Source organism: Paraburkholderia sp. BL23I1N1 (assembly GCF_003610295.1).
In the GTDB taxonomy this organism is placed as follows: Bacteria; Pseudomonadota; Gammaproteobacteria; order Burkholderiales; family Burkholderiaceae; genus Paraburkholderia.
The window spans coordinates 263667-277667 of sequence record NZ_RAPV01000002.1 but is presented as its reverse complement, the minus strand read 5'-3'; the positions used below and the strand labels follow the sequence as shown (position 1 = coordinate 277667).

Here is a 14001-nt window from a genome sequence, read left to right as displayed (position 1 = left end):
GTATCGAGCGCTTGCACATGAAAAATCCCTGCCCGTGTCGCCACGGTGCAGGGATTTTTGTTTTGCAGCAGGCAACCGCCGGAAGCGGTCTCGGAAGCGCCTTATTTCGCCGCGCTGATCATGTAATCGACGGCGGCCTTCACGTCCGCATCTGAAGCGGTCGAACCGCCTTTGGGCGGCATCGCGCCCTTGCCGTGCAGCGCGTAGTTGTAGACCGTGTCGATCGGGTCCTTCAGGCGCGCCGCCCACGCTTCCTTGTCGCCGAACTTCGGCGCGTTCAGCACGCCGGCCGCGTGACACGCCTGGCAAACCTGCTGATACAGCGCTTTGCCGGCTTGCGAGGCGTCCGCGCTTTGCGTTCCGCCGGCCGCCGGTGCAGCGGCTTGCGGCACGCTTGCCATGGCGGCCATCGCGGCGGCGGCTTGAGCGGCCCCGGCGTCCGAAGCACCTGTCGGCGCAGCGGCGGCAGCGCCCGAAGCGGCGGCCGCAGCTCCCGCTGCCGGCTGCGCCGGTTCAGGGAAGCTCGCGCCGGAATTGTTCGCCATGTAAGCCACTGCGCGGGCGATTTCGAAGTCGCTGTAGTCGTCCGGGCTGGTGCCGCCGCGCGGGGGCATCGCGCCCTTGCCGGCGAGGGCCGTGTGCCAGAGCGTGTCGAAGCCCTGCGCAATGCGCGGCGCCCAGTCGGCGGTATTGGTGAATTTCGGCGCGCCTGCAGCACCCGACGCGTGACACGCGGAGCAAACGGCTTTGTAGACCTCTTCGCCGGTCTTGTAGACGCGCGGCGCGTTGGCGTCGCGAATGTCGACTTGCGCGAACGGCTTGATGCGCGCGCTGACCTCGGCTTCGGAAAGACTGTCTGTACCGGCGCCGGTGCGCGTCGAATTATCGACGTAGATCACTAGCAGAACGATGATGACGATCGGCACCGCAAAACTGGCAATGATCGCGGCAATGAGCTGCCCGGGGGTTTTGATTGGGGCTCCGTGTGGTGCTTCGCTCATGCTTGTCTCGTCTCCGTGGGTATGTGAGCGGTACAGCGTGACGGCAACTTCTTGTTCTTAAATCAGGCACGGACGATTATAGACGCAACATTTCGGCGGCGGCGAGGGGCGAGGCGAGGTGTTCAGCAGGCGTTTACCCGCATCGTGAGGCGCAGCTGGCACCGCCTGGATGGCTGGCAGAAGACACCAAATCCCGCCATATAGGCCGTCCGGTGGACGGTTGAGCCGAAACCGGGTATCCTTTCGGTCTCGCTTTGGCGTCGCTCCTGTTCAGGTTGCCGCGCTTTCGTGTTGAAGCGCCCGTAGCTCAATGGATAGAGTACTGCCCTCCGAAGGCAGGGGTTGCTGGTTCGATCCCAGCCGGGCGCACCAAATAGAATCAAGGGATTAGCAAGAATTCCGAAATTCGTTCCTCGCCCATTTCCCGAGGCTCCCGTAATTTTTCCGTAACAGCGTTGCGGAGGATAATGGGAAGCTTGGCAAGCATCATCAAGCGCTCCAGCCGGGGCACCACCAAATACGAAGCCGCAATCAGAAAGCGCGGCGGGGTATCGATTTCCAAGACATTTCCGTCGCGTCGCGAAGCGCAGGCTTGGGCCGCGACCATCGAGAGCGAAATTGCTCGGGGCATGTTTGTTGATCGCACCAGCGCCGAGCGCAACACACTCGGGAACCTACTGGAGCGGTACGCACGGGAGATTTCACCATACAAAAAAGGTGGTGCCCTCGAAATCTTGCGTATGCAGCGCCTCATGAGCGACCCCTTAGCGCGGATCAAGATCGCCGCCCTTATCCGCCTTCGAGCACACGGCCGCACCGCCGTCCGTCGCGAAGCTCGATTTTCCGAAGTGGGATGAAGCGAAGGCGACCTCGGTCGACTTCATCGCCAATCTGAATTTCCTGCTGCAGTTCGCGCAACCCCCCGCTCCCTCCGAAAAGGAATTGATGGCGCGTTTCGCGAAGATTGGCATTGCGCCAGGCGCACCGTTCGATCCGGCCGCCTTGCCGCCGGAAACGCGCGCCGCGCTCGAAGCCGGTGTCGCGGACGGCAAAGCCGCATTGGCCGATGCCGAAAAACACACCACAGGCTCGTTCAACCTGGTCGGCACACCTGAAGATCGCGTGGCCGTGCAATCGGTGATCGCGAAGATCGGCCTGTATCCGCTCGCCGAGTACGACGGCAAGGTCAAGGAAACCGACTGGTCGAAGCTGCCGAGCTTCGGTCCGACCGGTGGTGCCGCGGCCGGCAACGCCGAAGAGATCAAATGGGTCGATCCCAACCGGTTCTGGGACGAACTGCCCATGGTGCTCGAGGAGACGCCGCCGCAACGCGGCGAAGAAACGCTCTACGCGCAGGCGCGCGCGCTGATCGCGGCGGCGCAGAAAGATCCGGCGATCAAGACCGCGATCGTCGACGAAGCGACCAAGGCCGAGGCGGACCTGGTCACGCCTTTGTTCAACTTCAACACTTTCGGCAAGCGGCTGCCCGCCAACTGGAACACCATCAGCAACGGCGCCGCGTTCGGTACGGACTACTTCACGCGTACGGCGGTGGCGAAATCGAACATCTTCGTCAACAAGCCTAACGAGACCAAGTATTTCTACGCCGATGGCTACATCCAGCAGATCGGCCATGACAGCGGTGGCCTGGCCGATGCCACCGGCGGCAATCAGGGGCATTCGGTGGGCATCGGGCCGATGGTCACGTGGTCGGGCAAGGTCCAGAAAACGCCGGTGTCGGCATCGCTGCGGTGGGTCAATGAGTTCAATGTCAGCAACCGGCCGAAGGGGAATGCGGTGGAACTCTCGGTCAGCGCGACCTTCCAGTAACGGAGCATGCGTCTGGTGATGCGTTGTTCCTTGTGTGTGCCGTTTTCCGCCGCCGCCGCGGCGCCCGAGCGGGTCGATGGGCGCCGCAGCGCCGGGTTGCGCGCTTCGGCGGTGGCCGTGGCGTTGCTGCTCGTGTCGGTCCACGGCCACGCGGTGTCGAAATTCACCGATCCCGATGACGGCGCTTTCGACATGAGCAATCTGCTCCTGACGCATAGCGGCGTATTGCCAGTGCCGACGCTGATCACCGCGCCTGCAGTCGGCTATGGTCTCGGCCTGGGCTTGCTCCATTTCTCGCTGCCGAAGAAAAGCGCCGACGCGTCTGGCGACTCCGACGATTCCAAAGCACCGCCGAACATCACCGGCCTCGGCGGCTTTGCGACCGGCACGCATAGCTGGGGTGCGGGACTGATGCACTTCCACACATGGGACGACGATCACATCCGCTATCTCGGGGTGATCGCCAAGGTGGGGCTGCATCTGAACTACTACGGCATCCAGAATCAGCCGCGCGCATATCAGCTCGACGGTATTGCCCTGGTCCAGCAGGTCTTGTTCCGGATCGGCAATAGCCACTGGTACGTCGGCCCGCGCTACACCTTCTTCGACGCGAGCACACGGTTCAGTTCGAGTATCCCGCAGGGCATTCGCCAGTTCGAGAAAGATCAGCGCGTTGCCAAGGGCGGCGTGGTGGTCGACTACGACACGCGCGACAACATCTTCTATCCGTCGAGCGGCACCTGCGCGGAGCTCGAAGCGGACCTCGCACGTGGCGGACTTGGCAGTTCCACCAATCTTCAGGAGCAGACGGCACGCGGCTATCAGTGGATTCCGCTGTCGAAGACCTGGGTGCTCGGTCTGCGTGCCGACACCGGTTTTTCGCAAGGAAACATTCCGTTTTTTGCACAGCCCTATGTGTCGTTGCGCGGGGTGTCCGATGCGAAGTTCCAGGACAACAACCAGCTCACCGCGGAAGCCGAAATCCGCTGGAACGTTACGCCGCGCTGGTCGGTGCTCGGCTTTGGCGGTGTCGGTAAAGCCTATGGCCATCTGCATTCGTTTTCGGATGCGCCGACCGCGTTCGGCTTTGGCGCAGGTTTTCGTTATCTGATTGCTCGCAAGCTCGGCGTGACGATGGGTATCGACGTCGCGCACGGGCCGGGACAGAACGCGTTTTATGTGCAGGCGGGTAGTGCGTGGCGGTGAACCGTGGGAACGTGGTTATGGATCGAAATGGTCGTGAAATGTGGCCCTATTCGACGAAGTGCGCCACCGCACCCGTCGATATGCTGTTCGGGACCCTCGTCGACGTTCGCGCCTCAATGTTGAGGTGTGACCGGCGACGCGATGCGAACCCCCTTTTGCGGACCATCATGAACGTAACCACATCAGACGACTTTATCGGAGTTCAGCCCCAACACCCCTTTTCGAAAGCTTTTATCGTGCTCGGATATCGGGATGGATCGATCTCCACGATCCCGAATAATTTCTTCCGAGACTGGCTGGATGAAGAAGCGAAGATTGGGACCTTCTCGATTGGCAAGTGCTCGGGAATCGGTGTCGGCTCGATCGCCAAATATGATGGCGAGTCGCAGAAGCTTGTCATTGGAAAATATGTCGCGGGTGGCTTGAGATTGAAGTTCCTGCTGAACGGGCAGCACGACATGCGGACGATTTCAACGTCGATGCTTAGCGCTTACGGCAGTGGGCTGAACAACGTACCACCGCCTCAGTACGACGATACGGTAATCCGTAACGACGTATGGATCGGCGACGAAGCAATGTTTCTTGGCGGTTCCACCATCGAAAACGGATGCGTGATCGGGGCGAGAACCGTGGTGCCGCCGAATTTCAAAAGCGAACCCTACGGCATCTATGTGGGTAGCCCTGCACGTCTTGTTCGATTCCGGTTCTCTGAGCGTATCCGCGAGAAACTTCTCGAACTTGCGTGGTGGGACATGCCGATGGTGTGGATGCAAAAAAATAACGACCGTTTCCTTGTTGACCTGACGGCAGACGAGGGGCGGTCAATGGAAATCCTGACCGAGTTGCTACGCGCAAAAGGTGGGGCCGTCGGGACCATGGCCGCGACCGGGACTTGATGCGTCAGCTCGGAGCAGGATGGCATTGCTTGATATCGAGGTCGTGCTGACGGCGAGCAGGAGCGAATTCGCATCTTGCCGATCAGCGTGCCCGGTTGACTTGTCGACTGGGCACGTTGCGTCCGACGACCGGTCTATCCCGCCGTCAATGCTCATGGAGCGATGCATAGTGAAAACAACGATGAAGCAGTCCTTGCTGTTGCTCGCCGGCGTCTGCACGTCGCTGGCGGTGACACTCGCCACGCCTGGACAGGCGCTCGCCGCAGCCGCCGTGCAGCCTGCACTGCAGCCCCTCCCAACTGTCTGGCCGCGCGATTTCGATAGCGCCCAGCAGCGCATCGAGTTGTACCAGCCGCAGGTCGAAGTGTGGCAAGGCAACCGGATCGAAGGCCGGGCGGCCTTCGCGGTCGGCGCGAAGCACGCCGAACTACGGCGTCGCGCATTTCACCGCGCGGGCTGAAATCGACAGGACGAGTTCGACGGTTCAACTGCTCGACATCGTCTTCGATCGGGTCGGCATGCCCGCTACACCGGCTGCCGCTGCCGACGTGAAAACGGCCTTGCAGGAGCGGATTCCGAAAGACGGTCTGACCACCTCGCTTGAACAGCTACAGGCCAGTTATGCCAGCACCCACGAAGGCGGCGAACCCGGCCTCGCGGTGCAGAACACTGTGCCCAACATCATCTTCGCCGAGCGTCCCACGTTGCTCGTGCTGGTCGATGGCGACGCGAACTGGCGTGTGCTCGGCGACACGCACTATCAACGCCTGATCAACACGCGAGCGATGCTGCTCAAAGACGCAAGCGGCACGCTGCATCTGAACGCCGCAGGCTACTGGTACGAGGCAAAAACGCTCGACGGTCCGTGGCATTTGAACGCAACGCCGCAGCACGAACTGGTCGCCGCATCGAACAATGCGCAAACGAATCTCAAATCCGACCCGATGTTGCCCGCCGATGGCAAGAAGCCTGCACAAGCGCCTGACGTGGTGGTCGCCGCGCAGCCGGCCGAACTGGTGGTGACAAACGGCAAGCCGGCGCTGCAACCGGTGAAGGGCGTGAATCTGCTTTCCGTCGCCAACGCCGACCACGCGCTTTTCGTCGAACCACGCGACAACCATTACTACCTGCTGCTGTCGGGCCGCTGGTTCAGCGCGGCGAACCTTGCCGGACCGTGGACCTTTGTCGACGGCAAGAGTCTGCCCGCCGACTTCTCGAAGATCGCCGCCGACGACCCGCATGCGAATGCGCTCGTCTCCGTGCCCGGCACGCCGCAGGCGAAGGAGGCGGCGATCGCCGCGACCATCCCGCAGACGGCGACGGTGTCGCGCAAGACCGCTTCGTTGACGGTCGCCTATGACGGCGCGCCTAAATTCGTCGGTATCGCCGGTACTTCGCTCTCGTATGCGGTGAATACCGCGACGCCGGTGATCCAGACCGCGCCTTCGCAATTCTTCGCGGTCGCCAACGGGATCTGGTTCGCCGCGAGCACTGCGAGCGGCCCGTGGCATGTCGCCGATACCGTGCCGGCCGCGATCTATACGATTCCGGCGGCGTCGCCCGTGCATTACGTGACCTACGTTCACGTCTATTCGGCGACGCCGGATACGGTGGTGGTCGGCTATACGCCGGGGTACATGGGCGTAGTTGTCAACGCGGTCGGCACGGTCGTGTACGGCATCGGCTATGTGTACGCGCCGTATGTCGGCGACGTCTACTATGGCTATCCTGCCACCTATGGCTACGGCGCGGGCTTCGCGCTCGGCACCACGGTGGGCTTCGCGTTCGGCTTTGCGATTGGCGCGACGTGGGGCGCACCGTCGCCGTACTGGGGGCCGTATTGGGGTGGCGGCCCGTGGAGCTGGCAATACGCGAACGTCAACCAGGCCAATATCTACGGTCGCTGGGGGCAGGGCACCGTGACGCACGCAAGCGGCTGGAACGGCTGGACCGGCAATAGCTGGGCGGGCACGGCGGCGTCGGGCTTCAATCCGTACACGGGCGGTGACTTCCAGGCGAGCCGCGGCGCGGTCGAGAACGGCTATAACGGCAACTACGCGGCGGGGCGGCAAGGCTCGTTCAGCAATCCGTCGACGGGACGCAGCGGGGCGGCGCGCGGCGGCGTGGTCGGTAATGAAGGCTCGGGCGACTACGCGGCGGGTAGGCAGCGCGCCGGATACAACGCGCAGACCGGACGTTATGGCGCGGCTGAAGCCGGCGTGAGCGGCAATGCGTATTCAGGCGATCACCAGGCGGGCACGAAAGGCATCGTCGGCAATAAGGACACGGGCAAGGCCGTCGCGTGGAATAACGGCAACGTGTATGCGGGCAGCGACGGCAACGTCTACCGGCATGATCAGGGCGGCGGCTGGGAGCAGCACAGCGCCGACGGTTGGCAACCGATTCAGGCGAATGCTAGCCAAACCCAGCGGCTCGACTCGCTCAAGCAGGGGCATGACCTGGGAAATGCGCGCGCGAGCGGGGAGTTTCAGGGGCAGCGGCGATTTGGCGGCGGCGGAGGCGGGCGGTTCAGGCGCTGAAGCGGGGGCGGCTGATTTCGATTAAAGATATTTGTCGCCCTGCTGGCGATCCCGGACCTTCTTCGCGGGGTTTCCGTACGTCACGGAAAAAGCATCGACCGCCTTCATGACAATGGATCCGGCGCCCACCACGCTGTGCTCGCCAATTGTGATTCCATGACGCAACACGGCGCCGATGCTCACGGCGGCGTGGCTGCCGATGCGGCAATTGCCGCCGGTAGTCACGCCAGGCGCGAGGCTCGAAAAATCCTCCATGATGCAATCGTGATCGAGCGACGCCTTCGTGTTCACAATGCAGAATCGACCCACGCGGCAGTCGGCATTGATAACGGCGCCCGCCATGACAACCGTGCCGGCGCCGATGCTCGTCCCTTTGCCGATGCTAGCCGCCGGGTGAACTGCGCTGACGAATGACAATCGCGGACAGATCTCCGCCACCTTGTCGGCCACCCTCGCGCGAACGCTGTTATCCCCGATTGCCACGATCACACCGTGCAGATCGTGTTCGGTGGCGAGCCTGTCCAGATCGGGCTCACCGCTAAGCACGCGATAACCGAGGGTTGTCTCGCCCACTGCGCGAAAGGCGTCGATAAGGCCCGCGATCCGGTAGCGACCCTGCTTTTCAACAATGTCGATAATGACTTTGGCGTGTCCGGAAGACCCGACAAGCACGATGTTTTGCATTGCCCACGTTCCGCTCTTAAGACCGGCTCAATTCATTGAATGCCTGCGATGATGCCGACAATGCGTTCAACCTGGACAGGATTCAGGTCGGGAAAGATCGGCAGGCACAGGATCCGTTTCGACGCCGCGCTGGCGGCGCTCAAATTTTCCTTGTTCGAAGACGGCAGCCCACGATACATCGGGAATTCGGAAATTAGCGGATAGAAATAGCGGCGCGCATAGATAGCGTGTTCCTTCAGGCGCTCATACAGCGCGTCGCGGCTGATCGGAAAGTTGTCTTCAACCTGCACGGGAAAATAAGCGTAATTGGCGACTTTTTCGCCCGCGTCCGACAGACAACGAATGCCGGGCACGCCAGCCAGCAGCTCACGATACTGCGCATCGATCGCCTTGCGTTTTGCCAATGCGCTATCGACGTGTTGCAGTTGCAGAAGCCCGAACGCGGCATTGATTTCGCTCATCTTGCCGTTGATGCCGGCGGCCACGACCGTCACTTCATCGACGAAACCGAAGTTCTTCAGGTGGTCGATGCGCTGTTTGGTTTTCGCGTCCGGGCAGATGATCGCGCCGCCTTCGAACGTATTGAAGACCTTGGTGGCGTGGAAGCTGACGATCGACAGATCGCCGTGCTTGAGCACGCTGCCATCTTCGGTCTGCACGGCGAATGCGTGCGCGGCATCGTAGATGACCTTGAGGTTGTAGTTATCGGCGATCTTCTGGATGGCTTTCACATCGCAGGGATGGCCGTAGCAGTGCACCGGCATGATCGCGGTTGTTTGCGGCGTGATAGCCGCTTCGATCTTTTCCGGGTCCAGATTGAGCGTGTCCGGATCGACGTCCACGAAGACCGGCTTGATGCCGTTCCAGAGGAGCGAGTGCGCGGTCGCTGCAAACGAGTAGGGCGTCGTAATGACTTCGCCGTTGATGCGCAGCGCCTGCAGCGCGGTCACGAGGGCCAGCGTGCCGTTCGCGAATAGCGCGAGGTGCTCGACGCCCAGATACTCGCAGAGCGCCTTCTCGAGTTGCTGATGGAAGGGTCCCCCGTTGGTGAGGGTCTTGCTGGTCCAGATTTTTTCGAGGTACGGCAGGAACTCGGCCAGCGGCGGCAAATGCGGCTGAGTCACATAGATGCGTTCATCGTCCAGCGACGCGATCGCACGAAGAGGAGCGCTTGAGCCCATGGTTTCCTCGCTACTGTTTTTTAGTCCGGGTCACGGATAACGGCCGTTATGCGGTGTGAACCGGGTCACCGCTTGCTGCTTGCGGGTCGTACGCGTTGAAGGCTGCCGGAGCGAGATCGTTGCACCAGCGGTGCCACATCGTGCGAAATGCGCGTGAAAGACTTTCTGCGACAACTTCCGGCTGGAACGGGGGCGACTGTTTGCAGCGCTCCCGCAACGCCGTGCGAATGCTGGCGAGTGCGGGGATGTCGGAGGCCAACTTGACACCCTTCGCCACGAAGTCGTCCGCGTCTTCAGCCGCGAACGCGTCGAGACCCGAATGGGCGAGCCATGCCATCGCTGCCCGGCTCGCCATGGTCTTGCCGGCTATCGTCAGCGTAGGCGCGCCCATCCACAACGAGTTCAGAACGGTCGTCGAACCGGTATAGGGGAAGGTATCGAGACAGATGTCGACCTGAAAGTGCTGTTGCAGGTAGACCTCTACGCGGGAACGCGGACGGAAAGTCAGGCGGTCTCGTGAAATGCCTTCGTTGACGAACCAGTTGATGAGGTTCTCATCGCCTTCGTCACCGTTCATCGAACCGAGCACCATCCGGGAAGTGGGCAGCTCGCGAAGCAACCTCGCCCACACGGCGATCACGTCGGGGCGCAACTTGTTCAACCGGTTGAAACTGCCGAACGTGATGTAGCCGCTGTGCATGGCCGGCAGGATGTTGACCGGCGGGGCATTCCTGTCCGGCTGGAATGGTCCGATGGCCGCCAGGTGCACGAGTTTCTCGGAGAACTGCTGCTCCATGTCGCCGAACGGCGTAAAGAAGCGGTCGCTGAGGTAGTAGTCCATCGCGTCGAGACCGGTCGTCGCCGGGTATCCGATCCAGCTGACCTGAATCGGTGCGGGTTTGCGCGCGAATGCCTGCAGACGGTTACGGCCGGTATGCCCGCTCAGATCGATCAGAATGTCGATTTTATCGGCGCGGACCTTGGCGATGAATTGCTCGTCCGACATGCCGGTGACCGTGGCCCATTGGTCAGCCTGACTGCGCAACCACTGCGTGTAGTCATCCTCGTGCACATGGTTGTAGTAGACATGGAGCTGCAGGCTCTCGTCGTTCGCGAGCGGCTCCATGATCGGCATCAGGTAGGAGGCGACTGCGTGCCGGAACAGGTCGCCGGAGACGATGCCGACTTTCAACCGGCGATCCGGCGCGCGGCCATTCGTATGACGCGGCTTCGGCAAGCGTAGCGAAGCTTCATGAATCCGCGCAAATTCGCGATGTTCGGCGTAGATTTGCTCCGGCGCGATGTGAGGATTGTGCGCGATGGTAAAGAGTAGATTGCTGCGCGTCGGTGCATTCTTGGGATCGAGTTCGAGCGCGCGGCGAAAGCATAGCTCGGCCTCGTCAGTAGCGCCGGCGTTAAGCAGCACGACGCCCAGCGTGCTGTGTGACTCCGCGTAGTCGGGCGTGAGTTCCGTTGCGCGGCGGCACTCGGCGATCCCTTCGCGGGTGCGGCCCAGGCCGGCGAGCACCATGCCAAGGATACGATGACCTTCCGAATGGTCCGGATGCAGTTCCAGCAGTTTTCTGCACTCGGCTTCGGCTTCGACATTCTGACCAAGCAGGCGCAGCAAGTCGGCCAACGCCTTGCGAACATCGGAATCGTCGCTGCCAAACTTTATGGCGTTTCTCAGGGGCTCGGCGGAATCGCTGTATTGGCCAGCCTTATGAAGCGCGATACCGAGGCAACGCCACGCGAGGCCGCTCGACGGAAATCGTTCCGTCAGGCTTCGTCCGAGCTTGATGGCTTCCGGAATGTGGCCCCTGGCGTAGAGCGTGTTGAAGCGGCTTATTTCTTGCGGAGAGGGGCGGCGCGTATCGAGTGCTGCCGTTTCTGCTTCCGTGGCGTCCGGGTCTGTCGAAATGACCATCGTCGTGGAGGGTTCCGGCGATACAACGACCGGCGCGACCGCGGCGGTGGCGTACCCGACACCGCCGTGTGCCATCCGCGTAATCAGTCCGTTGACTGCTGGCCCCTTCAGTCCCCTTTGCTGACCCATTTCCAGCGCCAGCCAGGCCGCCTGGGTCTGGTCCGCGTCGATCAGTGCGCTGATGTAAGCAACCCAGAATTGCCCGTTGTTCGGCGCTCCGCCGAGCGCGGCTTCCAGATGCGGCAGGGCATCGACAGGGCGGCTGCACTGCACATACAGCACACCGAGGTTGTACTGTACGTCGGTGTGGCTGGGACTGGCTTCGAGGATCGCCTTGTACAGCGCTTCTGCGTCGTCGAACTCCTGCTTGTGGTGATGCGCGAGCGCGGTCTCCAAAACCAGAGCGATGTCATGCTCGAACTGTTGTTCGGGCGTCAAGGGTTCAGCGGTCGGCTGCTCGTGCAGGAGAGTCATGGTGTCAGCGCAGAATGGTCTATGACGGAAATTGTGCGACCGGGAGGGCGTTTCCGATGCGCGGAGATGACGGTAAAAAAGCCGCCTGTTTAGCGCATGGAGAGCGGCGGCGGAGGGCCGGACGCCAAGAAAAAAGCCCGCACGAGGCGGGCTGAGGGAACGAGCGCGCCCTTGCTTCAGCGCGTAGTTCTTATTGTCTGGTACGGCAGTTCAGTGCAGCGGTGCGTTTGCGCGGGTCGATCCCACGCGGTTCGGCCTGTTCGGTTCAGCCAGGAGCGGCCGCCGAATCTTTAGCCCGCTTAAAGCCGGGCCGTCCGCAGATATTCGCCAGCGGCTCTGCTACGCCCCATCGCTGCTTCGAACTCGACGTGCAATTCGTTCTGGGTGGTTTCCGCTTCGGCGAGCAGCGCTTCGTCGATGGACTGGATCCGGCGGATTATCTCCAGCGCGGCCGGTTCCTGATCCGCTGACAGCGACATCAGCAGCGGCGAACGCACCTCGGTCAGGCGGGCGGCTTCCGGCCAGTCGGCCAGTGAGGCTGCCTGTTCGATTTCCCGTGTGATCGACAGCAGACGTTCGACCAACTCCGACTGGTTCATTTCGATCGGGTTCATGGCTTAGCCCTTGTTGGTCGCCAGTGCGCCAGCGCTGTTGGTGCCGCCGAACAGGGCGGTCAGGTACTGCGAATTGTTGTTCATCGTCGCCATCAACGTGTTCAGCGCGGTGAACTGCGCCTGATACTGGCTCGTCAACTGCGCTGTGTAGTCGGCAAGCGCCGTTTGCTGCGTGGTGATGCTCTTCAGGTCAGCGTTCAGCGCGCTATTGCGCGTATCGATGATGCCGCCGGTCTGCGTGAAGGTCGTGATGCTGCTGTTCAACTGTTCGGCAATGCCGTTGGTCGAGTTGAAGAGCGAGGCGACCGTTGCCGGGTTGGCCGTCAGTGCTGTGCTCAGCGCGGTGTTGTCGACCACCATCGTGCCGTCTGCCGGGTCGTCCTTCAGCGTAATGCCGATCGATGCCAGCGTGGCGCCGGTGCTGCCCGAGCCCACCGAGCCGCCAACGATCGAGGCCAGCGCGTTCTTGATCGTCTGCAACGTCGAGTCGCCCAGGAGCGGGCCTTGCGACGAGGACGACGAGTTGAACGACGTGAGCGTGGACATCGTCGTGACGACGGTGTTGTAGAGGCTGACGAAGTTGTTGATCGCGGTGCTCTGCGACGTGGTGTCCGTCGCAACGGTCAGCGTCTGCGTGGTGCCCGCCGATGCCGCCGTCAGATTCATCGTGACGCCGGAAATGGCGCTCGTCACAGAGTTGGTGGAGCTGCTGGCCCCGATCCCGCCGACCGAGAATTCCGCGTCCTGTGCATACCCGCTTTGCGTCCAGGCGCTGCTCGAATTCGCCGACGTGATCGACGACTGGCCGCCCGTGGTGCTTGCGGTCGAGGTCACACCGAGGCTCGACAGGCCGGTGTCGGACGTGACATTGCTGGTCGAGACGTTGATGACGTTGGCCGCGCCCGTGTTCGCCGCGCGCAGCACCAGGTGGGCGCCGTCCGTACCGGTCACGATGGTCGCCGTGACACCGGGGTTGCTGCTGCTGCCGTTGATTGCGGAAGCGATGCCGGAGAGCGTGTTGTTCGTGCTGTCGACGTTGATGTTCATCGACTTGCCGCCGAGCGAAACCGTCAGCGTGCCGGTGCCGAGCTGCGTGGTGGCGCCAAATGCCGCCGAGGACAAAGCCTGCGAGCTGGCGATCTGCGTCACCGCGACCGAGTAGCTGCCTGCCACGGCGCCCGCACCTGCTGTCGCCGACAAACCGGTGCCGCTGGCGGTTGCCGAGAAAGTCGACAGCGTGGTGCCGTTGGCAAGGTTCGTAATGCCCGACTGAAGCGCGCCCAGCGCGGAGCTCAGTGCGCCGTACGCGGACAGCGTGGTGTTGTCCGTAGTTTGTTGTGCCGACAGAGCCGCGGTTTGTCCCGCGGTCTTCGCGTTCACGAGTGCCGTAACGAGCGACGACACATCCATCGACGAGTTGCCGGTCGAGCCGCTGATGATCGATTGAGCGGCCGACTGCAGCGCCGAGTTGGCGGCGGCGGTTGACGCAGCAGTAGACGTGGTTGAGATCGAGGACATGCGGAGGCTCCGGGCGTCTGGAAATCTGTATTGGGTGGTGCGCGATGCTACATCACTTCTTGACGGAAACGCACAGCGGGAGGCGAGCCTCCCGTTGCTTGAAAACCGGTGATGCGCCGCACTTGCGCGC

At 62.2% G+C, this 14001-nt stretch carries 10 protein-coding genes, 1 tRNA gene and 1 pseudogene; 6 read left to right on the top strand and 6 right to left on the bottom strand.

The window, feature by feature from the left end; genetic code table 11:
* Nucleotides 1–101 precede the first annotated feature (101 nt).
* Complete coding sequence (locus tag B0G76_RS33905) at nucleotides 102–1001, bottom strand: cytochrome c5 family protein (protein WP_120297179.1); 900 nt, start codon at nucleotides 999–1001, stop codon at nucleotides 102–104.
* A 296-nt stretch (nucleotides 1002–1297) separates the two neighbouring features.
* Between B0G76_RS33905 and B0G76_RS33900 the strand changes: the two genes are divergently transcribed.
* The 6 genes and pseudogenes from B0G76_RS33900 (at nucleotide 1298) to B0G76_RS33875 (ending at nucleotide 7473) form a co-directional block, all read left to right on the top strand.
* Nucleotides 1298–1373 (top strand) — tRNA-Arg (locus B0G76_RS33900).
* 104 nt (nucleotides 1374–1477) lie between these two features.
* The gene (locus B0G76_RS44365; RefSeq protein ID WP_259460909.1) at nucleotides 1478–1858 is read left to right on the top strand and encodes a hypothetical protein; all 381 of its coding nucleotides are present in this window, start codon (nucleotides 1478–1480) and stop codon (nucleotides 1856–1858) included.
* Between the two features lie 88 nt (nucleotides 1859–1946).
* Nucleotides 1947–2831, top strand: coding sequence for a transporter (locus B0G76_RS44360; RefSeq protein WP_259460908.1), 885 nt, complete (start codon nucleotides 1947–1949; stop codon nucleotides 2829–2831).
* 18 nt (nucleotides 2832–2849) lie between these two features.
* Nucleotides 2850–4037, top strand: coding sequence for a BamA/TamA family outer membrane protein (locus tag B0G76_RS33885; protein ID WP_259460958.1), 1188 nt, complete (start codon nucleotides 2850–2852; stop codon nucleotides 4035–4037).
* A 167-nt stretch (nucleotides 4038–4204) separates the two neighbouring features.
* Nucleotides 4205–4933: an acetyltransferase gene (locus tag B0G76_RS33880; protein WP_120298015.1), complete on the top strand. Its 729-nt coding sequence runs from the start codon at nucleotides 4205–4207 to the stop codon at nucleotides 4931–4933.
* Nucleotides 4934–5114: 181 nt separating this feature from the next.
* Nucleotides 5115–7473: pseudogene (locus B0G76_RS33875) on the top strand (carbohydrate-binding family V/XII).
* A gap of 21 nt (nucleotides 7474–7494) precedes the next feature.
* Here B0G76_RS33875 and B0G76_RS33870 read toward each other — a convergent pair.
* The 5 genes from B0G76_RS33870 to fliD form a co-directional block, all read right to left on the bottom strand.
* Entirely contained in the window at nucleotides 7495–8157 is a 663-nt protein-coding gene (locus B0G76_RS33870) for an acetyltransferase (RefSeq protein ID WP_120297178.1), read from the bottom strand.
* 32 nt (nucleotides 8158–8189) lie between these two features.
* Complete coding sequence (vioA, locus tag B0G76_RS33865; RefSeq protein ID WP_120297177.1) at nucleotides 8190–9338, bottom strand: dTDP-4-amino-4,6-dideoxy-D-glucose aminotransferase VioA; 1149 nt, start codon at nucleotides 9336–9338, stop codon at nucleotides 8190–8192.
* A 46-nt stretch (nucleotides 9339–9384) separates the two neighbouring features.
* Nucleotides 9385–11730, bottom strand: coding sequence for a tetratricopeptide repeat protein (locus B0G76_RS33860; protein ID WP_409076777.1), 2346 nt, complete (start codon nucleotides 11728–11730; stop codon nucleotides 9385–9387).
* A 308-nt stretch (nucleotides 11731–12038) separates the two neighbouring features.
* Entirely contained in the window at nucleotides 12039–12353 is a 315-nt protein-coding gene (locus B0G76_RS33855) for a flagellar protein FliT (RefSeq protein ID WP_120297175.1), read from the bottom strand.
* Nucleotides 12354–12356: 3 nt separating this feature from the next.
* Nucleotides 12357–13871 carry a flagellar filament capping protein FliD gene (gene fliD, locus B0G76_RS33850; RefSeq protein WP_120297174.1) on the bottom strand — a complete coding sequence of 505 codons (1515 nt, stop codon included), beginning with the start codon at nucleotides 13869–13871 and terminating at the stop codon, nucleotides 12357–12359.
* Between the last annotated feature and the right edge of the window lie 130 nt (nucleotides 13872–14001).